The sequence below is a fragment of the Microbacterium sp. zg-Y1090 genome, from assembly GCF_030246945.1.
Classification (GTDB): domain Bacteria; phylum Actinomycetota; class Actinomycetes; order Actinomycetales; family Microbacteriaceae; genus Microbacterium; species Microbacterium wangruii.
Window position 1 is genome coordinate 1,175,201 of sequence record NZ_CP126742.1, and the last position, 21,327, is coordinate 1,196,527.

The 21,327-nt window shown below is 70.9% G+C and carries 19 protein-coding genes; 13 read left to right on the plus strand and 6 right to left on the minus strand.

Annotated elements, in window-relative coordinates:
* Positions 1 to 34: 34 nt before the first annotated feature.
* The 4 genes from QNO26_RS05510 to QNO26_RS05525 form a co-directional block, all read right to left on the minus strand.
* Positions 35 to 955, minus strand: coding sequence for a sugar ABC transporter permease (locus tag QNO26_RS05510; RefSeq protein WP_257531602.1), 921 nt, complete (start codon positions 953 to 955; stop codon positions 35 to 37).
* Entirely contained in the window at positions 955 to 2,589 is a 1,635-nt protein-coding gene (locus QNO26_RS05515) for an ABC transporter permease subunit (RefSeq protein ID WP_257531600.1), read from the minus strand. Before QNO26_RS05515 ends, QNO26_RS05510 begins: the two co-directional genes overlap by 1 nt.
* Positions 2,590 to 2,668: 79 nt before the next feature.
* Entirely contained in the window at positions 2,669 to 3,901 is a 1,233-nt protein-coding gene (locus QNO26_RS05520) for a sugar ABC transporter substrate-binding protein (protein WP_257531598.1), read from the minus strand.
* Positions 3,902 to 4,006: 105 nt separating this feature from the next.
* Positions 4,007 to 6,025, minus strand: coding sequence for a beta-galactosidase (locus QNO26_RS05525; RefSeq protein WP_257638275.1), 2,019 nt, complete (start codon positions 6,023 to 6,025; stop codon positions 4,007 to 4,009).
* A gap of 174 nt (positions 6,026 to 6,199) precedes the next feature.
* On the opposite strand from QNO26_RS05525, the gene QNO26_RS05530 reads away from it, so the two are divergent.
* From QNO26_RS05530 to QNO26_RS05590, 13 genes are all read left to right on the plus strand, one after another.
* Complete coding sequence (locus tag QNO26_RS05530; RefSeq protein WP_257531778.1) at positions 6,200 to 7,198, plus strand: LacI family DNA-binding transcriptional regulator; 999 nt, start codon at positions 6,200 to 6,202, stop codon at positions 7,196 to 7,198.
* Positions 7,199 to 7,738: 540 nt separating this feature from the next.
* Complete coding sequence (locus tag QNO26_RS05535) at positions 7,739 to 8,239, plus strand: ArsR/SmtB family transcription factor (RefSeq protein ID WP_257531594.1); 501 nt, start codon at positions 7,739 to 7,741, stop codon at positions 8,237 to 8,239.
* A gap of 40 nt (positions 8,240 to 8,279) precedes the next feature.
* Positions 8,280 to 9,857, plus strand: coding sequence for a methionine--tRNA ligase (gene metG / locus QNO26_RS05540; RefSeq protein ID WP_257531592.1), 1,578 nt, complete (start codon positions 8,280 to 8,282; stop codon positions 9,855 to 9,857).
* On the plus strand, positions 9,854 to 10,741 hold the full coding sequence (locus tag QNO26_RS05545) for a TatD family hydrolase (RefSeq protein ID WP_257531590.1): 888 nt from the start codon (positions 9,854 to 9,856) through the stop codon (positions 10,739 to 10,741). Before metG ends, QNO26_RS05545 begins: the two co-directional genes overlap by 4 nt.
* The gene (gene rsmA, locus QNO26_RS05550) at positions 10,738 to 11,592 is read left to right on the plus strand and encodes a 16S rRNA (adenine(1518)-N(6)/adenine(1519)-N(6))-dimethyltransferase RsmA (protein WP_257531588.1); all 855 of its coding nucleotides are present in this window, start codon (positions 10,738 to 10,740) and stop codon (positions 11,590 to 11,592) included. Before QNO26_RS05545 ends, rsmA begins: the two co-directional genes overlap by 4 nt.
* A 10-nt stretch (positions 11,593 to 11,602) precedes the next feature.
* Positions 11,603 to 12,667 carry an aldo/keto reductase gene (locus QNO26_RS05555; RefSeq protein ID WP_285181749.1) on the plus strand — a complete coding sequence of 355 codons (1,065 nt, stop codon included), beginning with the start codon at positions 11,603 to 11,605 and terminating at the stop codon, positions 12,665 to 12,667.
* Entirely contained in the window at positions 12,664 to 13,599 is a 936-nt protein-coding gene (locus tag QNO26_RS05560; protein ID WP_257531586.1) for a 4-(cytidine 5'-diphospho)-2-C-methyl-D-erythritol kinase, read from the plus strand. The genes QNO26_RS05555 and QNO26_RS05560 overlap by 4 nt, the downstream gene beginning before the upstream one ends.
* 15 nt (positions 13,600 to 13,614) lie before the next feature.
* Positions 13,615 to 14,988, plus strand: coding sequence for a GNAT family N-acetyltransferase (locus QNO26_RS05565; RefSeq protein WP_257531584.1), 1,374 nt, complete (start codon positions 13,615 to 13,617; stop codon positions 14,986 to 14,988).
* A gap of 98 nt (positions 14,989 to 15,086) precedes the next feature.
* A complete protein-coding gene (locus tag QNO26_RS05570) occupies positions 15,087 to 15,383 on the plus strand; it encodes a DUF427 domain-containing protein (protein WP_257638276.1) in 297 nt (98 codons plus the stop codon).
* Positions 15,380 to 16,117 carry an ABC transporter ATP-binding protein gene (locus QNO26_RS05575; RefSeq protein WP_257638277.1) on the plus strand — a complete coding sequence of 246 codons (738 nt, stop codon included), beginning with the start codon at positions 15,380 to 15,382 and terminating at the stop codon, positions 16,115 to 16,117. The genes QNO26_RS05570 and QNO26_RS05575 overlap by 4 nt, the downstream gene beginning before the upstream one ends.
* Entirely contained in the window at positions 16,114 to 16,800 is a 687-nt protein-coding gene (locus tag QNO26_RS05580) for an ABC transporter permease (RefSeq protein ID WP_257531577.1), read from the plus strand. The genes QNO26_RS05575 and QNO26_RS05580 overlap by 4 nt, the downstream gene beginning before the upstream one ends.
* A complete protein-coding gene (locus QNO26_RS05585; RefSeq protein WP_257531775.1) occupies positions 16,797 to 17,531 on the plus strand; it encodes an ABC transporter permease in 735 nt (244 codons plus the stop codon). Before QNO26_RS05580 ends, QNO26_RS05585 begins: the two co-directional genes overlap by 4 nt.
* Positions 17,532 to 17,560: 29 nt before the next feature.
* Positions 17,561 to 18,475 (plus strand): ABC transporter substrate-binding protein, encoded by a 915-nt coding sequence (locus QNO26_RS05590; protein WP_257531574.1) that lies wholly within the window; start codon positions 17,561 to 17,563, stop codon positions 18,473 to 18,475.
* A 6-nt stretch (positions 18,476 to 18,481) separates the two neighbouring features.
* Here QNO26_RS05590 and QNO26_RS05595 read toward each other — a convergent pair whose 3' ends face one another.
* Entirely contained in the window at positions 18,482 to 20,305 is a 1,824-nt protein-coding gene (locus tag QNO26_RS05595) for an ABC-F family ATP-binding cassette domain-containing protein (protein ID WP_257638278.1), read from the minus strand.
* Between the two features lie 62 nt (positions 20,306 to 20,367).
* Complete coding sequence (locus tag QNO26_RS05600) at positions 20,368 to 21,318, minus strand: pseudouridine synthase (RefSeq protein ID WP_257531570.1); 951 nt, start codon at positions 21,316 to 21,318, stop codon at positions 20,368 to 20,370.
* Positions 21,319 to 21,327: the final 9 nt, after the last annotated feature.

The following is a 21,327-nucleotide window of genomic DNA, read 5'->3' on the forward strand; positions in this document are numbered from 1 at the left end:
CCGGTGCGAGCGGCCAGTGCCGCGGTGGTGCCGGTCAGCCCTTGACGGCGCCGGCGGTGAGGCCGCCGACGATGTAGCGCTGCAGCGACAGGAACAGCGCCAGCACCGGGATCGAGGCGAGCACCGCACCGGCGGCGAACAGGCCCCAGTTCGATGACAGCTGGTTGGACACCCATTGGTACATGCCCACCGCCAGCGTCCACTGATCCTCGGAGACGAGCACGATCTTGGCGATGATGAAGTCGGCGAACGCGGAGATGAAGGCCAGCAGGGCGACCACGGCGAGGATCGGCGTCACCAGCGGGATGATCAGCTGCCAGAAGATCTGCGCGTGCGTGGCGCCGTCGATCTTCGCCGACTCGTCGATCTCCACCGGGATCGTGTTGAAGAACCCGTACATGAGGAAGGTGTTCGTCCCCAGCGCGCCACCGAGGTACACGCAGATCAGCGCGATCTTGGAGTTGAGTCCGAGGGCGGGGATGACCTCGCCCAGGGTCAGCAGCATGAGGAAGATGGCCACGAACGCCAGGGCCTGCGGGAACATCTGCACGATGAGCAGCGTCGTCAGGCCGACGCGGCGGCCGCTGAAGCGGAAGCGCGAGAACGCGTAGGCGGCGGCGGCGCCCATGACCACCGCACCGACGGACGAGACGCCGGCGACGATCAGGGTGTTGCCCGCCCACGCCCAGTACTTCGTGTCGGCCAGCGCCATGTAGTTGGACAGGTCGAAGGCGCTGAACAGCGCGTTGGCCGCCGAGAGCGTGCCGCGGGGGTTCAGCGAGGCGGACAGCACGTACACCAGCGGGAAGCAGGCGTAGAAGATGATCGCCACGGCGACGATGTACTTCCAGCCGACCTCCGCGAGCCAGCGACGCCGTTGACCGGCGCGCCGCTGGTCGGCCTGGCGCTCGTCGGCGCGGGTGGGGGGAACAGCCTGCTCAGTCGTGGCGGACATCACTGGTACTCCTCGAGCTTGCGGGTCTGTCGGAAGGCGAGGGCGGAGATCGCGCCGACGATGATGAAGATGATGATCGACAGGGCACTGGCCAGGCCGTAATCGGCCGCGCCGCCCGAGATGCCGGCGATGTCGTAGATCGCCGAGATGAGGATGTCCGTCGATCCGAGCGCGTACGGCGCACCCGGTATGGCCGGTCCGCCGTTGTTGAACATGTAGATGATCGTGAAGTTGTTGAAGCTGAACGCGAAGGAAGAGATCAGCAGCGGCGCCGTGGAGACCAGCAGCAGCGGCAGCACGATGGAGCGGAACTGCCGGAACCGGCCGGCGCCGTCCAGCGACGCAGCCTCCAGCGTGTCGGCGGGAAGCGCCTGCAGCGCGCCCGTGCACACCAGGAACCAGTACGGGTAGCTGAGCCACAGGTTCACCCACAGCACCGCCAGTCGCGCCAGCCACGGGTCGCCGAGCCAGTTAATCTCGGCGCCGAAGAAGAACAGGTCGTTGATCACGCCGAACTCGGCGTTGAACATGCCGCGGAACAGCAGCGCCGACATGAATGCCGGGAAGGCGTACGGGAGGATGAACAGCGTCCGCAGCCACTTCCGGCCGCGCACGCGCGGATCGTTGAAGATCAGGGCGAACAGCAACCCGACCCCGAAGCTCAGCACCACGGAGAGGATGGCGAAGGCGAACGTCCAGCCGGCGACCATCAGCAGCGGCTGCACCAGCCTCGGCTCGGTGAACAGGCGCACGAAGTTGTCGAAGCCGACGTTGACGTACCAGCCGGTGGTGAGCGCGGTGCCGTCATCGGCGACGAAACTGCCGCGGTCGTTCGCGGAGTACACCGTGCCGCTGGTGGTGTCGGTGATGGTCTGGGCGTCCTCGTCCCACACGAGGGTCGATTCGTAGACCGCGCCGGTGGTGCCCTCACGGGTGCGGATGGACCCGTCGTTCGGGTCATCCGACACGGGCACGCGCAGGCTCTGCACCGTCTTCTGCAGCGCCTGGTCGGTGAGCAGCTCGGCGCGCGGGACGACGTTCCAGCCCGGCACCTCGGTGGCGTTGCCGGCCGCGCCGATGACGGCGTCGTCGACCTCGCTCAGCGGCTCGTCGGCATCGCCTGCGAAAACGTCACCGTCGTCGACGATCGCGAAGCCGTACTCACCGCCGCGCTCGATGATGGTCAGCGGGAAGGTGGGGGAGCCGTCCACGCGGCGCTCGCCCTGGATCAGGGCGGCGTTCACGGCCTGCTCCTGCGAGCCGATGTGACCGCTGCCGTAGTTGGTGAACGCGATGTAGGCGGTGTACACGAAGATGAACACCTGGAACAGCAGCAGGAAGATCAGGCCGGGCAGCAGGTACTTCAGCGGCAGCGCGCGCTTGGTGAAGTAGACCACGTTCGCGGCGACCAGCAGCAGGATCGACACCGACAGCACCAGCCACGACTCCGCGCGCACGGCGCTGATCGCGGCCATGATGCCGAAGGCGTTGACCACCGCCATCAGCAGGAGCTTGACGACGAATCCCCAGCCGATGCCGCGCCAGTTGCGCGCGTGCGACTCGCCTCGGGGGGTCAGGGAGGGGGAGGACAGCTGCGGCGCTGGTGCGGCGGCTTTTTCCTGCGGGACCGACATGTGCTTCTCCTGCATCGGGGACTCGCGGTGGCGAGAGGGGTGCGGGGCGGGAGACGTGAGCCTCCCGCCCCGCGGGGTGTCAGCCGATGGCTGCTTCGACGTCAGCGACCATCTGGTTCCACGTCGACACGGGGTCGGCGCCACCGATGATCTGAACCTGTGCGGCGTTCCACAGATCCCAGACCGAACCCATCTCGGGGATGGACGGCATGGGGACGCCGTTCTGCGACGAGGCGACGAAACCACCGATGATCGGGTCGCTCGAGACCTCCTCGGCCAGCTCGCTCCACGCCGGGATGCGCGGGTCGGCCTCGTACAGGGCCTTCTGCGCCTCGGGGGTGGCGAGGTAGTTCGTCAGGAACTCCTGGGCCAGCAGCGCGTTCTCGCTCTGCGAGCTGAGGTAGAAGCCCTGCACGCCCACGAACGGAGCGGCGGTCTCGCCACCGGCGGACGGGATCGGGTTGACCGTGACGTTGACGCCATCGGCGGTCAGCGCCTCGATCGCCCACGGGCCCTGAACGGTGTACGCGGCCTGGCCGGACGCGAACAGCTCGTTGTTGGTGTCGTAGTCGATCGTGGTGGAGATGATGCCGGTGCCGTTGGCGCCGTTGGCGCCGAGCCACGTGGCGAACGCCTCACCGGGCGCGCCGCCCATGCCGACCTCGGTGGTGTACGAGCCGGTGTCGTCCTGCAGGAAGACGGGGGCGCCGAACGAGGTCTGGAAGCCGTACATCGTGTAGGCGTCACCGGTCTGGCCGGCGGTGTTGATGACGATCGGGCGCTCCGCGCCGGCCGCCTGCGCGGCGGCGACCATGTCGTCCCACGTGGCCGGAGCCTCTTCGCCGACCAGGTCGGTGTTCTGGATGAGCGCGATCGTCTCGAGCGAGTAGGGCAGGGCGTACAGCTGGCCCTCGTAGGTCATCGCGTCGATGGCGACCTGCTCGAACGAGTCGGCCTTGTCGCCCAGGTCGACGGTGTCCACGACGCCGGCGGCCACGAGGGCGCCCAGCCAGTCGTGTGCGCCGATCGTGATGTCCGGGCCCTCGCCTGTCGGAACCTGCGCGATGAAGTCGGCGCGGATGTCCTCGAAGTTCTTCTGGACCAGTTCGATCTTGGCGCCGGTCTCCTCCTCGAAGGCCGCTGCGGCGGCTTCGATGGCAGGCTCACGGTTCTCGTCGGTCCAGACGGTCAGGACTGCACCCGAACCGTCGGTGGTCTCGTCGGCCTCCTCCGTGGAGCCGCCGCCGGCGCAGCCGGCGAGCAGGACGGCGGTCGACGCGATCGCGACGACTCCGATTCCCAACTTGCGCATGGATTTTCCTTCCGTGGGTGGTCGATCCTGGCTGGCCTCAGCTGAGGTCGCGCCGTTACGACCGGTGGTGGGTGTTGGGCCGGGTGGCCGCAACGGGTACATCTCTCAGTGCGGAGTGTGCTGTGCCTCTGTGCGGATGACGACAACGCCGCCACCCGCTAGTTCCAGCATGCCCCCGATCTCGCGCCGCGTCAGGAGGTCGACCCCATCTGCGGGCAGGGAAACGGGTTCGGCGCCGTGGTTGACGGCAACGGTGTATTCGGCGCTCTCGCTGCGACGCCGAACGATCTCGACACCTGCAGGCAGGTCTGCGGGGGTGACGCCCGCATCGGCGTACACCGCGGTCATGATAGCGGCCAGACCGGCGGCGTCGGGGCGGGTGCTGACGTACCAGCCCACGCCCTGTCCGTGCGGGTGGCGGGTGACGGCGGGGGCGCCGGCGGCGGGACCCTCGAGGTAGGTCGCCCGCACCTCGGCTCCCGACAGTGTCAGGTCTTCCTGCCAGACATCTGCGGCGAGGGTGGCGCCGTCGAATTCGATCGCTGCCGTGGCGCCCTCGCGCAACGGCAGGTGCTCCTCCACGCGCAGGCCGAGCGCCGGCTCGAGGGGGGCGGCGAAGCCGCCGGTGTGGACGGCGTCGTGCTCGTCGACGACGGCGGAGAAGAACGAGACCAGCAGTGTGCCGCCGGCCTCGACGTACCGGTTGAGGTTGTCGGCGTCGGAGCGGCTCAGCATGTACTGCGCCGGGGCGATGACGAGCTTGTACCCGGAGAGGTCCTGGCCGGGGAGGGCGAAGTCGACGGTGATCCCGTCGCGCCACAGCCGCTCGTAATACGCGCGGATGCGCTCATCGTGGCCGACGTCCTCCGAAGGACGCCATTCGAGGTCCTGGGCCCAGAACGACTCGAAGTCCCACAGGATCGCCACGTCGGCGTGCACGCGGGATCCGCGCGCTTCGCCGAGGGCGCTCAGCTTGGCGCCGAGGTCGACGACCTCCCGCCACACACGCGAGTCCGTCCCGGCGTGGGGGAGCATCGCGGAGTGGAACTTCTCGGCGCCCGAGCGCGAGGCGCGCCACTGGAAGAAGAGGATGCCGTCGGCGCCGCGGCCGAAGTGGATGAGGGAGTTGCGTGCCATCTCGCCGGGCCGCTTGGCGATGTTGCGGGGCTGCCAGTTCACGGCGGAGGTGGAGTGCTCCATGAGGATCCAGGGCGCGCCGCCGGCGACCGAGCGGGTCAGGTCGGCGGCGATGGCCAGGCCGATCTCGCCCTCTTCATCGGCGGCCCAGAGGTAATGGTCGTCCGAGACCACGTCGACTTCGCGTGCCCACGCCCACAGGTCGCAGCCGTTGTGCTGGTTAGCCATGAAGTTGGTGGTGACCGGACGGTCGCTGTGCGCGCGGATCGCGTCGCGCTCGGCGGTGAAGCAGGCGCGCAGCTGGTGGTCGGTGAACCGCGCGTAATCCAGGCGCTGTGCGGGGTTGACCACCGAGGGCGCGGCGGCGGGGGCACCGACATGCTCCCAGTCGGTGTAGTGCTGACCCCAGAAGGCCGTGCCCCACGCCGAGTTCAGCGCGTCGAGGGTGCCGTAGCGCTGCTGCAGCCAGAGGCGCCATTCGCGGACGGCGTGCGGCGAGTAGTCCTCGCCCACAGGGACGCCGTACTCGTTGTGCACGTGCCAGAGCACCACAGCGGGGTGGTTCCCGTAGCGCTTGGCCAGCTCGGTGGCGATGCGCACCGCGGCCTCGCGGTAGGCCGGGGCGGAGTGCGAGGCCATGCCACGGGCTCCGAAACCCATCACCACGCCGTCGCGGGTGATGACCCGCGCGTCGGGGTGCTCGGCGAAGAACCAGGCCGGCGGCGAGGCGGTGGGGGTCCCCATGTCGATGCGGATGCCGTTGGCGTGCAGCAGCTCGACGACCTCGTCGAGCCAGGAGAAGTCGAACACGCCCTCGCTGGTCTCCAGGAGGGCCCAGGAGAAGATGCCGATGCTCACGAGGTTCACGCCTGCTTCACGCATCAGCGCGACGTCTTCGCGCCAGGTTTCGCGCGACCACTGCTCGGGCGTGTAGTCACCGCCGTATGCGATGCCGTCGATGTCGGGCCAGCGAGGCGTCGAGGTCATGGAACACATCCTCGGGTCAGGGGACCGCAGTGTCGGGCTGTGACCGGTCCCAGGTGTTGTCGGCAAGCCTACGTGATCCGGGGATTGAAGATCGCTCAGCGTTACCGAACTGTGACCGGTCACAGTTCGGGAGGGGACGGGGGTAAAGTCCTGCACGTGGAGGAGAGCAGCGACATGCGCCGCCGCCCGACGATCCGAGACGTCGCGGCGGCCGCCGGAGTGTCACGCGGCACCGTGTCGCGCGTGATCAACGGCGGTCACTGGGTGTCGCCGGACGCGCGCCAGGCCGTCGAGGATGCCATCCGCCGCACCGGCTACACCGCGAACCATGCCGCGCGGAGCCTGGCGACCGGTCGGTCGAACTCGCTGGCGTTCCTGCTCACCGAGCCGCAGCACCTGCTCTTCTCGGACCCCACCTTCGCGCTGCTGCTGCGCGGTGCGACCGAGGCGCTGGCGCAGCGGTCGATGACGCTGGTGCTGCTGGTGGCCGACACGGCGGACGAGCGGGCGAATGTCGAGCACTATGTCAGCGCCGGTCACGTCGACGGCGTGCTGCTGATCTCCTCGCACGAGTCGGATCCGCTGCTCGCGTCGCTGATCGACGCAGGTGTCCCCACGGTGTGCACCGGAGTGCCGCTCGGGTACCGCGCCCACGTGCCCACCGTGTCGGTGGACGAGGTGGCGTCGGCGCGCGTGATGACGCGTCACCTGATGGATCGCGGCTACCGGAAGATCGCCGTGATCACGGGCCCCGAGGACACCTCCGGGGGCCGGTACCGCCTGGTCGGCTTCCGGGAGGAGATGGGCGACCGGTTCGACCCGGAGCTGGTCGAGCAGGACGTGTACTCGCGGGAGGCGGGGGCTGAGGCGATGACGCGGCTGTTGGAGCGGGCACCGGACATCGACGCGGTGTTCGCGGCCTCGGACGTCATGGCCGTCGGCGCCATCGCGGCGGCACGCCGCGCGGGACTGCGGGTGCCGGAGGACATCGCCGTCGCCGGCTTCGACGATTCCGGCCTCGCCGAGACGCACGACCCGCCGCTGACGACGATGCGCCAGCCCTGGGCGCAGATCAGCAGGGCGATGGTCGAGATCCTCATCGACGTGACCAATGGCATCCCGCGCGACGATGTGGTGCTGCCGACGACGCTGATCGTGCGCGACAGCGCCTGACCGCCGCCGCTCGCGCGTGAGCTCCCTGCCGTCCCGTTCGTGCGACGGCCGCCGCAGGATCGCCTGCCGCCGACGTTCTCTCGATTTCTCATGTGAGTTCCCGGTCGCACGTCAGTCGGGGTCGGCTTCGCCGCGCCGGCGACTCGGCGCCTCGGTGACGCAGCGACTCGGCGACTCCATCCGCCATGTGAGTTCGCGCTCACGCATCTCGAGGTTGCGGGCGACCTCTCCACAGCGCGACGTGAGCCTCTTGTTCCGACAACCGTCCCGCCTTGTTCCGACAACCGTCCCGCCGCCTCAGCCGGCTCCGCGCGGGCGCGCTGTGGCCATGTGAGTTCCCGCTCACGCAGCCGAGTCAGCTGCGGCCCGGGCGCAGACCCGGCGCGGGCGGCTACCCGGGGCGAGCGGGGACCGCGTGTGAGCGGGAACTCACATGGCGAAAAGAGAGAAACTCGGCGCTTTCCGAGGGCGGTCGGCGAGGGAAGCTCGGCCGCGGCGCCGGCGCGCCTCGTGTCGGGGGGGCGCGCGTAGCGTGCGCCCATGGACACGCACGCGCAGAACGTGAACCCGTTCGAGGCCATGGCTGAGCCCGTGCGGCGGCGGCTGGTCGAGGTGCTGGCCAGCGGCGAGCACACCGCGGGCCAGCTCGCCGCCGCAGTAGGCGGGGAGTTCCGCATCTCGCGCACCGCGGTCTCCAGGCACCTGCGCATCCTGCGGGATGCCGGGTTCGTCGACGTGCGCGCCGACGAACGGTGGCGCTGGTACTTCCTCACGAACGACGGCCTGCGCCGGCTCGAAACCGCGGTGAAGCGGCTGCGCCGCATGATGGCGGGCGGTCTCGGCTGGGACTCCGACCTGCGGAACAAGCGTGATCCCCTCGGCGGCGTCTCGTTCGACGGGCGACCCGTGCCGCGCAAGGGGCCGGGGCGCGAGCCGTCGCGCGGCCACCGCGGTCGCCAGACGACGGCGCCGGTCGCCGCCGACCCCGAGGCGGGCCTGTATCCGGTGCCGCCCGTGGTGGGGCCGGTACCGCGGCCGTAACCGTCGGCATCCGCGCCGGCGGCCCGCCTAGAATCGACGGGTGACTTCAGGCCGATCCTTCTACATCACGACGCCGATCTACTACCCGAGCGACGTGCCGCACATCGGTCACGGCTACACGACCGTGGCGGTGGACACCCTCGCCCGCTGGCACCGCCAGGGCGGCGACGACACCTGGATGCTCACCGGCACCGACGAGCACGGCCAGAAGATGCTGCGCGCCGCCGCCGCCAACGGCGTCACCCCGCAGCAGTGGGTCGACAAGCTCGTCACCGAGTCGTGGTTCCCGCTGCTCGAGACGCTCGACGTCGCCAACGACGACTTCATCCGCACCACGCAGGAGCGCCACGAGCGCAACGTGCAGGTCTTCTTCCAGGCGCTGTACGACCGGGGCTACATCTACGCCGGTGAGTACGAGGCGCTGTACTGCGTCGGCTGCGAGGAGTTCAAGCCGGAGTCCGAGATCGTCGACGGCACCGGAGCCTTCGAAGGTCTCAAGGTCTGTGCGATCCACTCCAAGCCGCTGGAGCTGCTGCAGGAGAAGAACTACTTCTTCAAGCTCAGCGAGTTCCAGGACAAGCTGCTCGAGCTCTACAAGACGGTGCCCGACTTCCTGCGCCCCGACTCGGCGCGCAACGAAGTCATCTCCTTCGTCAAGAACGGGCTGAAGGACCTCTCCATCTCGCGCTCCACGTTCGACTGGGGAATCAAGGTGCCGTGGGACGAGTCCCACGTCATCTACGTGTGGGTCGACGCGCTGCTCAACTACGCCACCGCCGTCGGCTACGGCAGCGACCCCGAGCAGTTCGAGCGCCGCTGGCCCGCCTACCACGTCGTCGGCAAGGACATCCTGCGCTTCCACGCCGTCATCTGGCCGGCCATGCTGATGGCCGCCGGCCTCGAGGTGCCCCGAGGCGTCTTCGCCCACGGCTGGCTGCTCGTCGGCGGCGAGAAGATGTCCAAGTCCAAGCTCACCGGCATCGCTCCCACCGAGATCACCGACGTGTTCGGCTCCGACGCCTACCGGTTCTACTTCCTCTCGGCCATCGCCTTCGGCCAGGACGGCTCGTTCTCGTGGGAGGACCTCTCCGCCCGCTACCAGGCCGAGCTCGCCAACGGCTTCGGCAACCTCGCCTCCCGCACCGTCGCGATGATCGAGCGCTACTTCGAAGCGATCATCCCGCCGGCCGGCGAGTACACCGACGCCGACCTGCACATCCAGCGCACCGTCGCCGATGCCGCGACCGCGGCGGATGCCGCCATGGAGCGGTTCCGCCCCGACGAGGCCATCAACGCGATCTGGACCATCGTCGACGCGCTGAACCTCTACATCACCGAGAACGAGCCGTGGGCGCTGGCCAAGGACGACGCGCAGCGCGAGCGCCTCGGCACGGTGCTGTACACCGCAGCAGAGGGCCTGCGCGCCCTCGCCGTGCTGCTGTCGCCGGTCATGCCGCACGCCACCGGCATCCTGTGGGACGCCCTGGGCGCGGCAGCGACCCTCGGCGCGCTCCAGGACCAGCCGATCCGCGCTGCGGGCACCTGGGGCCAGCTGCCCGCGGGCGCCTCGGTCAGCGGGCTCGCGCCGCTGTTCCCCCGCGTCGAACAGAGCGCATGACCGACCCCAGCCAGTACACACGGCAGCGCGAGAAAGGTGCGCGCGACGTCAGCTATCCGCCCGCCCCTGAGCCGCTGGCGGTGCCGGTGTACGACAACCACGCCCACCTCGAGATCGAGGACGGCGAGGTCGGGCTGAGTCTGGACGAGCAGCTCGCGCGGGCCACCGCGGTCGGCGTCATCGGCGTGGTGCAGGCCGGTGGCGACATCGACTCCAGCCGCTGGTCCGCGTGGGCCGCGGCATCCCACCCGCAGGTGCTCGCTGCCGTGGCGATCCACCCCAACGAGGCACCGGCGTATGCCGAGCAGGGCATGCTCGCCGAGGCGATCGCCGCCATCGACGATCTCGCCGCGCAGCCGCGGGTGCGCGCGATCGGCGAGACCGGGCTCGACTTCTTCCGCACCGGTCCCGATGGCCTGCCGGCGCAGTACGAGAGCTTCGAAGCGCACATCGCCATGGCCAAGCGCCACGGCATCGCCATGCAGATCCACGACCGCGACGCCCACGACCAGGTGCTGGCCACCCTCCGCCGGGTCGGCGCCCCCGACCGCACGGTGTTCCACTGCTTCTCGGGGGCCGCCGACATGGCCCGCATCGCCGCCGACGCCGGGTACTACCTCTCGTTCGCCGGGAACGTCACGTTCAAAAACGCCCAGAACCTCCGCGATGCCCTCGCCGTGACACCCCGCGAGAGGATCCTCGTGGAGACCGACGCACCGTTCCTCACTCCGGTGCCGTACCGCGGCCGGCCCAACGCCCCCTATCTCATCCCGGCGACCGTGCGGTTCCTGGCGGCCGAGCTCGAGCTCGGCGTCGACGACCTGTGCGCCCAGCTGGCCGCCAACACCCTCGCCGTCTACGGCCCCTTCGAGGAGACACCATGACCGTCACCCTGCTCGGCGCGGCGGAGATCCGCGCGCTGGCGGCCGAGCTCGACGTGACCCCGACCAAGAAGCTCGGACAGAACTTCGTCGTCGACGCCAACACGGTGCGCAAGATCGTTCAGGTCGCCGGTGTCGCCCCCGGCGACAGCGTGGTCGAGGTCGGCCCCGGGCTCGGGTCGCTCACCCTCGCCATCCTCGAGGCCGGCGCGACCGTGACGGCCGTCGAGATCGACCACCGCCTCGCCGAGCGGCTGGCCGCCACCGCCGCCCACCATGGTGTGCCCGACGGCGCGCTGACGGTCGTCGACGCCGATGCGCTGCGGGTGACCGAGCTTCCGGGCGACCCCGAGGTGCTCGTGGCCAACCTGCCCTACAACGTCAGCGTGCCCGTGCTGCTGCACTTCCTCGAGACCTTCGCCCACCTCGACCGCGGTGTCGTGATGGTGCAGGCCGAGGTGGGGGAGCGTCTCGCCGCGAAGCCCGGCACCAAGGCCTATGGCGGGCCGAGCGTGAAGGCGGCCTGGTACGGGCCGTGGCGCCTGGCGGGCACGGTCTCGCGCCAGGTGTTCTGGCCCGTTCCCAACGTCGACAGCGTGCTGGTGGGCTTCCGTCGCGACGCCGAGCCGCGCGGGACCGAGGAAGAGCGTCGCCGTACGTTCGCGATCGTGGATGCCGCGTTCGGGCAGCGCCGCAAGATGCTGCGTCAGGCGCTGTCGAGCGTGCTGGGCGGCAGCGCCGCCGCGGCATCCGCCGTGCTGGAGGCCGCGGGCGTGGCGCCGACCGCGCGGGGCGAGGAGCTCGTGGTGGACGACTTCCTGAGGATCGCGCGCGCGGACCCCCTCGCGCACTAGCGTGGGTGGGGTGACAGACAACGCCCGCTCCAAGCCCCCCGTCGCCGACCTGCATCGGCCCTACACGGCCGCCGCCGACCGCTACCGCGCCGTCGACTACCGGCGCGTGGGAGCCTCCGGGCTCGTCCTGCCCCCCATCTCGCTCGGGATGTGGTGGAACTTCGGCGACAACGTGCCGTTCGACAACCAGCGCAGCGTGCTGCGCCACGCGTTCGACATCGGCATCACGCACTTCGACCTCGCGAACAACTACGGTCCGCCCTACGGCGCCGCCGAGACCAACTTCGGCCGCATGATGCGCGAGGACTTCGCCCCCTACCGCGACGAGCTGATCATCTCGTCCAAGGCCGGCTACGACATGTGGTCGGGTCCGTACGGTGAGGGCGGCTCCCGCAAGTACGTGCTGGCCAGCGCCGAGCAGTCGCTGCGGCGGATGCAGCTGGACTACGTCGACGTGTTCTACTCCCACCGCGACGACCCCACCGTCCCCCTCGAGGAGACCATCGGGGCGCTGGACACGCTGGTGCGTCAGGGGAAGGCCCTCTACGTCGGCATCTCCTCCTACAGCGCGACCCGCACCGTCGAGGCCGCCGCGATCGCCCGGAGCCTGGGCACCCCGCTGGTGATCCACCAGCCGTCGTACTCCCTCGCCAACCGCTGGATCGAGGACGGCCTCACGGGCGCGCTGGTGCAGGAGGGTCTCGGCGCGATCGCCTTCTCGCCGCTCGCGCAGGGCCTGCTCACCGACAAGTACCTCGGTGACGCCCCGGCGGACCGCTCGGTGACCCGGTGGTCGCTGCCGCGGGACACGGTGTCCGAGCGCGGCCGTGGTCGCCTCCTCGGCTTGGATGCCATCGCGAAGGAGCGCGGTCAGACCCTGGCGCAGATGGCGCTGCAGTGGGTGCTGCGCAACGACGTCGTCGCCTCGGCGCTGGTCGGCGCGTCGCGCCCCGAGCAGCTCGACGAGAACCTGGCGGCCGTGACCGGTCCCGCCTTCGACACCGAGGAGCTCGAGCGCATCGACGCCCTCTCCGACGGGATGAGCGACGGCATGTGGGAGTCGGCGGACTCGTGACCTCCACGGCATCCTCCCGACGCGTGCACGTGCGGGCGCCCGGGAAGATCAACGTCTTCTTCGAGGTCGGGGACGTGCAGGACGACGGCTACCACGACGTGGCATCCGTCTACCAGGCGGTGTCGGCCTACGAGGACGTGTACGCCTCGCACGCCGACGGCTTCACGATCGAGGTCGAGGGCGTCGTGGACGTCAGCGGCGTGCCCGTCGACGACCGCAACCTCGCGGTGCGCGCCGCGAGGCTGCTCGCCGGCGAGATCGGCTACGACGGCGGCGTGCACCTCGAGGTGCGCAAAGCCGTTCCCGTGGCAGGGGGCATGGGCGGCGGGTCCGCCGACGCCGCCGCCGCGCTCGTGGCGTGCGACGCGCTGTGGGGCGCCGGACTGTCGCCGGCGCACCTGCAGCGCCTGGCCACGCGACTCGGAGCGGACGTGCCGTTCGCGCTCATGGGCGGCACCGCGGTCGGCACCGGCCGCGGCGACCAGCTGAGCCCCGCGCTCGCCCGGGGCCGCATGGACTGGGTGATCGTGGCCACGCCGATGGGGATGTCGACGCCCGACGTCTACCGCGAACTCGACCGGCTGCGCGACGGCGCCGGCGCCCCGGACATCGCGCCGCCGCCGAGCGTGCCCGACGTCGACCCGGCGGTGCTGCAGGCGCTGCGCACCGGTGATGCCGCCGCCGTGGCCGCCGTCGTGCACAACGACCTGCAGGAGGCCGCGTTCTCGCTGCGCCCGGAGCTGGCCCAGCTGCGCGAGCTCGGCATGTCCCAGGGCGCGCTGGCGGGGATGGTGTCGGGCTCCGGCCCCACGGTGGCGTTCCTGACCGCCGACCCGACCGCCGCCATGGAGCTGCGGGTGAACCTGGCCGCCGCCGGCCATGACGCGCTCACGGTGCACGGTCCCGTCGCCGGGGCGCGCGTGGTCGGCTGACGAGAGGAAGACCGTATGACGACCGACAACGACTCCGCGCCCGTGGCGCCCGCCGTCGACGCCCGGGTGCGCGACTGGCAGGAGCAGCCCGCCGACCTGCGCTCCACCGCCGCACTGAGCGAGCGGGGGCTCGACTACCGGGTCCTCACCGCCGGCCCGGCCGCACCCGACACCGCGCTGTTCGATGACTGGGTGCAGGCGGTCGCCCGCGGGTTCCAGGACGGCGAGTACGACGAGCCGCGGCTCGCGGCCAGCCGCGAAGGCAGCGCACTCCGGCGCCGCACCGGCGTCTACGACCCGGTGGCGCCGATGGCCGGCACCCCCGTCGGCACCCTGGGCTCGTGGGTCGCCGAGCTGACGCTGCCGGGCGAGCGCGCCGTTGCCGCGTGCGCCATCACGGCCGTCACCGTCGCGCCGACGCACCGCCGCCGGGGCATCGCACGCGCGATGGTCGAAGGGGAGCTGCGCACCGCGGCCGCGGCAGGGCTTCCTGCGGCGATGCTGACGGTGAGCGAGTCGACCATCTACGGCCGCTACGGCTTCGCACCCGCCGGCGCCGCGGCTGATTGGGAGATCGAGACGAAGCGGCTGCGCTGGACCGGCCCGGTGCCGGACGGTCGCGTCGACTTCATCCCGCGCGAGCGCCTGCGCAGCCTCCTGCCCGGCGTCCACGAGCGCGTGCGGCTGCGGTACCCGGGTGAGATCGAGGTGGCGCCCGGCCTCTGGGACCGCTTCGCCGGCACGCGCGCCGACGTCAAGGATGCCGGCGCCATCCGCGCCGTGCAGTACACCGACGCCGACGGCGAGGTGCAGGGACTGGCGTCGTTCAAGATCAGCGAGGACACCGCAGGCGACGGCACCAAGGGCACCGTCGACGTGTCCTACTTCCTCGCCGCGACCGACGATGCGTATGCGGCGCTGTGGCGCTTCCTCCTGGAACTCGACCTCATCGCCACGCTGCGGGCGCACCAGCAGTCGGCCGACGAGCCGCTGCTGTGGATGATCGACGACCAGCGCGCCGTCACGCTCGCGCTGCGCGACCACCAGTACGTGCGGATCCTCGACGTCCCCGCGGTGCTCGGTGCCCGCCGGTACGCCGCGCCCGGCCGCTTCGCGCTCGACGTGGACGATCCGCTCGGCATCGCCGGCGGGCGGTTCCTGCTCGAGGTCGCCCCCGACGGCACCGCCACCCTGCGCGCGCTCGCGGCGGGGGAGCAGGCCGACGCCGTCGCCGTGAGCCTCGGCATCCGCGAACTGGGTGCGATCGTGCTCGGCGGCGTGTCGCCGGAGACCCTGGCGCGCGCCGGCCTCGTGCGCTCCTCGGACGCCGCCGCGCTGGCGCGCACCTTCTGGTGGCACACCGCCCCGCGCCTCAGCCTCTGGTACTAGACCGCGTCGGCTACCCCACTCATCCCGGTCGCGCAACCCCCGATCTCGTCGTACCCTCTTCGCTAGCGTGGGAGGCCCACCGGCACGGAGGAGCGGCCATGGAAGCACGTCTGGGTGACACCGTCATCGCGCAGGCCGACGAGGCCGATCTCATCCGCATCGAGGGCAACTGGTACTTTCCGCCCGCGAGCGTGAACTGGGATCTGCTCACGCCGAGCGACACCCCGTACACCTGCGTGTGGAAGGGGGAGTGCCAGTACTACGACGTCGACGGCCACGCCGACAACGCGTTCGCCTATCCGGAGCCGAAGGCCGGCGCCGTCGAGCGCGTCGGGAAGGACTTCTCGGGCTACGTGGCCTTCTGGCAGGACGTGCAGGTCGGCGACCAGCGGTGATCGAGTTCCGCGGCGTCTCGAAGTCGTTCGGCGACGGCACCCGCGCCGTCGAGGACTTCTCCCTGCAGATCCCGCCGCACGGCACGACGGTGTTCGTCGGGTCGTCGGGGTGCGGCAAGACCACCCTGCTGCGCATGATCAACCGCATGGTCGAGCCGAGTTCGGGGACCATCACGATCGACGGACACGACATCACCTCGCGCCCGGCGGTGCAGCTGCGGCGCAGCATCGGGTACGTGATGCAGAACTCCGGGCTGCTTCCCCACCTCACCGTCGCGGCCAACATCGCCACGGTGCCGCGGCTCAACGGCGTGCCGCGCGACGCCGCGCGCGAGCGGGCGCTGGAACTCATGGGAACGGTGGGTCTGGACACCGGGATGGCCGACCGGTACCCCGGCCAGCTCTCCGGCGGTCAGCAGCAGCGCGTCGGCGTGGCCCGTGCGCTGGCGGCCGAACCGAACATCCTGCTGATGGACGAGCCGTTCGGCGCCGTCGACCCCATCGTGCGCGCCGAGCTGCAGGACGAGCTCCTGCGGCTGCAGCGCGACATCGGCAAGACGATCGTCTTCGTCACCCATGACATCGAGGAGGCCTTCTACCTCGGCGACCAGGTGATCATCCTCGAGCGGGGTGCCCGCATCGCCCAGCGAGGGACGCCCGACGAGATCCGCCGCAGTCCCGCCACGCCGTTCGTCGAGGCCTTCGTGGGGGCGCGGGAGCGCCGCGCGCCGTGAACTGGGTCATCGACAACCTGGGGCTGATCGGGTCGCTGTCGCTCGAGCACATCCGACAGAGCGTGATCCCGATCCTGGCCGGCCTCCTGATCGCGGTGCCCCTCGGGTGGCTCGCGTGGCGCTACCGGCTGCTGCGCGGGGCGCTGCTGACGGTGAGCGGCCTGCTGTACACGATCCCGTCGCTGGCGCTGCTCGCGCTGCTGCCCGGCATCCTCGGGGTCAGCTTCCTGAGCGAGGTGAACCTGCTCGTCGCGCTCACCCTCTACGCCATCGCCCTGCTGACACGGTCGGTCGCCGACGGCTTCGACGCGGTGGACCCCGATGTGCGGCTCGCGGCGGTGGCGATGGGCTACGGCCCGGTGCGCCGGTTCTGGGGAGTGGACCTGCCGCTGGCGGGTCCGGTCATCCTCGCAGGGCTCCGTGTCGCGGCCGTCAGCACGGTCTCGCTGGCGACCGTCGGCGTGCTCATCGGGGTGACCAACCTCGGGTACCTGTTCACGAACGGACTGCAGCGACGCATCATCCCCGAGGTGCTCGCCGGCATCGTGGCCGTCATGCTCATCGCGGTCGTCATCGACCTGCTCCTCGTCGCCGCAGGGCGCATGCTGCTGCCGTGGAGCCGCACCCCGTCGCCTCGCGTGCGCGCACGGCGAGCGGCACGACCGGTGGGGGCGGCGGCATGAACCTCTTCGCCGACGCACTCGCCTGGATCTTCGCCCCCGAGCAGTGGACCGGGCGTGCCGCGATCGGCTCGGCCATCGGGGTGCACCTGCTGTTCACCATCATCTCGGTGCTGCTCGCCGCCGCCGTCGCGGTGCCGCTGGGGTGGCTCATCGGTCACACCGGCCGAGGGCGCGAGATCGCGGTCATCGTGTCGGGCGCCGCGCGCGCCGTGCCGTCCTTCGGGCTGCTCATCCTGCTGGTGCTGCTGTTCGGCGTGCTGCACCGCCCCGAAGCGGCCGTCGTGACCTTCGTGCTGCTGGCGATCCCGTCCATCCTCGCCGGCGCGTACGCCGGTGTGGAAGCCATCGACCCCGCCACACGCGATTCGGGCCGGGCGATGGGAATGACCGAATGGCAGGTGCTGTGGCGCATCGAGGTGCCGCTGGGACTGCCGCTGCTGGTCGCCGGGTTGCGCTCGGCCACCCTGCAGGTCGTGGCGACCGTCACCATCGCCGCCTACGTGAACCTGGGCGGGCTGGGGCAGTACATCATCGCCGGAATCCCGCTGCGCCGTTACGACATGGTGCTCGGCGGAGCGCTGCTGGTGATCGCGCTCGCCCTGCTGCTGGACCTGCTCTTCGCCGTGCTGCAGCGCGTCGCCGTCCCGCGCGGGCTGCGCGCCGGCCGCGCCGCCCGCACGGGCGCCCCCACGGCGGCCCGCGCCACCGCCACCGCCCCCGTTCCTTCCTGACCACGCACCCTGCACCGAGGAGACGACCCATGCCCACCCCACGCACCTCCCGCCGGCTGATCGCCGGCGCCGCCGCCTTCGTCCTGGCGGCCGGCCTCACCGCCTGCGCCTCGTCCGACCCGCTCGAGCCGGGGACCGATGCCGAGACCGGCGACAGCGAGACGATCGTCATCGGCTCGCAGGCGTACTACTCGAACGAGATCATCGCGGAGATCTACGCGCAGGCGCTGGAGAACGCCGGCTACACCGTGGAGCGCTCGTTCAACATCGGCCAGCGCGACGCGTACCTGCCCGAGATCGAGAGCGGCGCGATCGACCTGTTCCCCGAGTACACCGGCAACCTGCTGCAGTCCTACGACCCCGAGACCGAGGCGCGCACGGCGGACGACGTGTACGCCGCGCTCGTCGAGGTGCTGCCGGATTCGCTCGCCGTGCTCGAGCAATCCACCGCCACCGATCAGGACTCGTACACCGTCACGGCGGCGTTCGCCGATGAGAACGGGGTGACGACCATCGCCGATCTCGCCGAGGTCGCCGGACCCCTGTCGCTGGGCGGTCCGCCCGAGCTCGCCGAGCGCCCGTACGGGCCGACGGGTCTCGCCGACACCTACGGCGTCGACGTCACCTTCGAGGCGACCGGCGACACGAGCGTCGACGCCCTCGTGGCGGGCGAGGTCGATATCGCCAACGTCTACACCGCCGACCCGCGCATCCAGACGCAGGACCTCGTCGTGCTCGAGGACCCGGAAGGGCTCTTCCTGGCATCCAACGTGGTGCCGCTGGTGAGCGCGGACCTCGCGGACGAACTGGCCGAGATCATCGACCCGATCAGCGCCGCGCTGACCCCCGACGGCCTCGTGGCCATCAACGTGCAGAGCACCGAGGACCAGATGTCGCCTGCTGACATCGCCTCGGCATGGCTCGAGGAGAACGGTCTGCTCTGACCCCCGTCAGTCCAGAGCTTCGCCGAGCTCGAGCCAGCGTTCCTCGAGCTCGGCGATCTCGGCCGCCTGCGCGTCGCGTCGCCGGTACAGGTCGGCGACGTCGTCGTAGGCGGTCGAGCCCGCCGCGTCGGCGATCTTGACGTCGATCTCGGCGAGACCCTTCTGCAGCTTCTCGATCTTGCGATCCAGGGCCGACAGCTCCTTTTCGGCGGTGCGGCGCTCGGCGCCCGACAGGGCCGAGGCGGATGCCGGAGCTGCGGCGGCCTTGGCCGGTCCACCATCCGCAGCGCGCTGCTGCGCGTGCCGCAGGCGCAGGTACTCGTCGATGCCTCCGGGAAGGTGCCGCAGGTGTCCGCCGAGGATCGCGTACTGCTGATCGGTGACGCGCTCGAGGAAGTAGCGGTCGTGGGAGACGACGAGCAGCGTCCCCGCCCAGGAGTCCAGCAGATCCTCGATCGCGGCGAGCATGTCGGTGTCGAGATCGTTCGTCGGCTCGTCGAGGATGAGCACATTGGGCTGCTCCAGCAGGATCAGCAGCAGCTGCAGACGCCGCTTCTGCCCACCGGAGAGATCCTTCACGGGCGTCGACAGCTGCTCGCTCGAGAAGCCCATGCGCTCCAGCAGCTGGCCGGGCGTGAGGTCCTGCGCCTTGGATCCCGAGCCGAGGGTGTAGCTCGTGCGCAGTCCCGAGATGACGACGCGCACCGGGTCGCTCAGGTGCGGGTCGAGCTCGTCCATGCGCTGGCTGAGGGTGGCGACCTTCACCGTCTTGCCGCGCTTCACCCGCCCGGCAGTCGGCTCCACGGTGCCGGCGATGAGGCCGAGCAGCGTCGACTTGCCGGCGCCGTTGACGCCGAGGATGCCGGTGCGCTCGCCCGGCGCGATGCGCCATTCGACGGTGCGCAGCACCTCGCGCGTCCCGGTCGCCGAGCCGGGCGAGGGGTAGGACACCGAGACGTCCAGCAGGTCCACGACGTCCTTGCCGAGGCGCGAGACCGCCAGCGACTGCAAGGAGACGGGGTCACGGATCTCGGGGACATCGGCGATGAGCTCGTTGGCGGCGTCGATGCGGAACTTCGGCTTGGACGTGCGGGCGGGAGCGCCGCGGCGCAGCCACGCGAGCTCCTTGCGGGCGAGGTTCTGCCGACGCTGCTCGATCACCGCGGATTGACGGTCGCGCTCCACGCGCTGCAGCACGTAGGCGGCATATCCGCCCTCGAACGGCTCGACCATGCGGTCGTGCACCTCCCAGGTGCGCGTGCACACCTCGTCGAGGAACCAGCGGTCGTGGGTGACGACGAGCAGGGCGCCCGACGACGCCGACCAGCGGCGCTTGAGGTGCTCGGCCAGCCACGCGATGCCCTCGACGTCGAGGTGGTTGGTGGGTTCGTCGAGCATGAGCACGTCCCAGTCGCCGGTGAGCAGCCGGGCGATGGCGACTCGGCGACGCTGACCGCCCGAGAGGGTGCCGAGGCGGGCGTCCCAGGGCAGGTCCGAGGCGAGACCGGCCACGACGTCGCGCGTGCGCGCGTCGCCCGCCCACTCGTGCTCGACGCGGTCGCCGACGATCGCCTCGGCGACGGTGATGTCGTCGGGCAGCGTGTCGGCCTGGTCGAGCACGCCGACCGTGACCCCGCCGCGCACGGTGACGCGGCCGGCGTCGGGGGTGACCCGGCCGGCGAGCATCGCCATGAGGCTGGACTTGCCGTCGCCGTTGCGGCCGACGATGCCGATGCGATCGCCCTCGTCGACGCCGATGGAGACGCCGTCGAAGACGACACGGGTGGGATATTCGAGATGCAGGGCTTCGGCCCCGAGAAGATGCGCCATGTTCCCTCCAGCGTAGGCGGCGCGGCTGGGCGCTCCGCCCGGTCTGTCGCCGTGACCCCGACTCAGGCCCGCGGCGGCGCGTCGGCCAGCCGTCGCCGGGTGGTGAACACCCGCGGCCGCCCGGTCAGCGGATCGGTGAAGCGCAGCTCGGCCGCCAGCAGCTGCATCGGGCGCTGCGGGTCGTCCTCGGGCGTCTCGGGGAGCAGCTCGGGATAGTAGCGGTCGCCGAGGATGCCGAGACCGAGCTGCGCCAGGTGCACGCGCAGCTGATGCATGCGTCCGGTGCGCGGACGCAGGCGCGTGTGCACGACCGGGAGACCGGCGTGGCCGCCGCCGCTGGTGCCGGTGCGGATGAGCTCGATGAGCGTCTCGGCGTTGGGGTCGAGGTCCGGCCTGGTCTGCACGCAGAGGCTGTCGCGGAACTTCTGGATGTGGCTGCGGTGGACCAGGGGGAAGGGCGGCAGGCCGTCGGCGGGCAGAGCGGAGACCGCCTCGTAGGTCTTCTGCACCTCGCGGCGCTCGAACAGCGACTGGTAGGCGCCGCGGGTCGCGGGCCGGGCGGAGAACATCAGCACCCCGGCCGTGGCGCGGTCGAGGCGGTGGATGGGCACGAGGTCGGGGTTGTCGAGCCGGCGTCGCAGACGCACCAGCGCGGTGTGGTTCAGGAACCGTCCGCCCGGCGTCGTGGGGAGGTAGTGCGGCTTGTCGATTACGACGAGGTCGTCGTCGAGGTGCAGGATCTCCTCATCGAAGGGCACCGTGCGCTCCGCGGCGGGGGGCTCCCGGTGGTACCAGATGAACTCCGCCGCACCCAGGGGGGTGTCGCGGCGCACCACCGCGCCGGCGGCGTCGACGACGTCGCCGCGGTCGAAGCGGTCGTGCAGCGATGCGGTGTCGAGGTGGTCGAAGCGCTCCACGACGTAGTCCGCGATCGTCGGCCACGGACCGGTGACGGGCACGCGCAGGCGCGTGGCGCCGACACCGTCACGGACCGGACGAGGGGAGACGGGCATGCTCCATCG

Excerpts from the sequence above, each read along its gene's own strand:
- QNO26_RS05510 (WP_257531602.1), bottom strand. The coding sequence starts at position 955 with ATGTCCGCCACGACTGAGCAGGCTGTTCCCCCCACCCGCGCCGACGAG.
- QNO26_RS05515 (WP_257531600.1), bottom strand. The coding sequence starts at position 2,589 with ATGTCGGTCCCGCAGGAAAAAGCCGCCGCACCAGCGCCGCAGCTGTCC.
- QNO26_RS05520 (WP_257531598.1), bottom strand. The coding sequence starts at position 3,901 with ATGCGCAAGTTGGGAATCGGAGTCGTCGCGATCGCGTCGACCGCCGTC.
- QNO26_RS05525 (WP_257638275.1), bottom strand. The coding sequence starts at position 6,025 with ATGACCTCGACGCCTCGCTGGCCCGACATCGACGGCATCGCATACGGC.
- QNO26_RS05530 (WP_257531778.1), top strand. The coding sequence starts at position 6,200 with ATGCGCCGCCGCCCGACGATCCGAGACGTCGCGGCGGCCGCCGGAGTG.
- QNO26_RS05535 (WP_257531594.1), top strand. The coding sequence starts at position 7,739 with ATGGACACGCACGCGCAGAACGTGAACCCGTTCGAGGCCATGGCTGAG.
- QNO26_RS05545 (WP_257531590.1), top strand. The coding sequence starts at position 9,854 with ATGACCGACCCCAGCCAGTACACACGGCAGCGCGAGAAAGGTGCGCGC.
- rsmA (WP_257531588.1), top strand. The coding sequence starts at position 10,738 with ATGACCGTCACCCTGCTCGGCGCGGCGGAGATCCGCGCGCTGGCGGCC.
- QNO26_RS05565 (WP_257531584.1), top strand. The coding sequence starts at position 13,615 with ATGACGACCGACAACGACTCCGCGCCCGTGGCGCCCGCCGTCGACGCC.
- QNO26_RS05570 (WP_257638276.1), top strand. The coding sequence starts at position 15,087 with ATGGAAGCACGTCTGGGTGACACCGTCATCGCGCAGGCCGACGAGGCC.
- QNO26_RS05585 (WP_257531775.1), top strand. The coding sequence starts at position 16,797 with ATGAACCTCTTCGCCGACGCACTCGCCTGGATCTTCGCCCCCGAGCAG.
- QNO26_RS05590 (WP_257531574.1), top strand. The coding sequence starts at position 17,561 with ATGCCCACCCCACGCACCTCCCGCCGGCTGATCGCCGGCGCCGCCGCC.
- QNO26_RS05595 (WP_257638278.1), bottom strand. The coding sequence starts at position 20,305 with ATGGCGCATCTTCTCGGGGCCGAAGCCCTGCATCTCGAATATCCCACC.
- QNO26_RS05600 (WP_257531570.1), bottom strand. The coding sequence starts at position 21,318 with ATGCCCGTCTCCCCTCGTCCGGTCCGTGACGGTGTCGGCGCCACGCGC.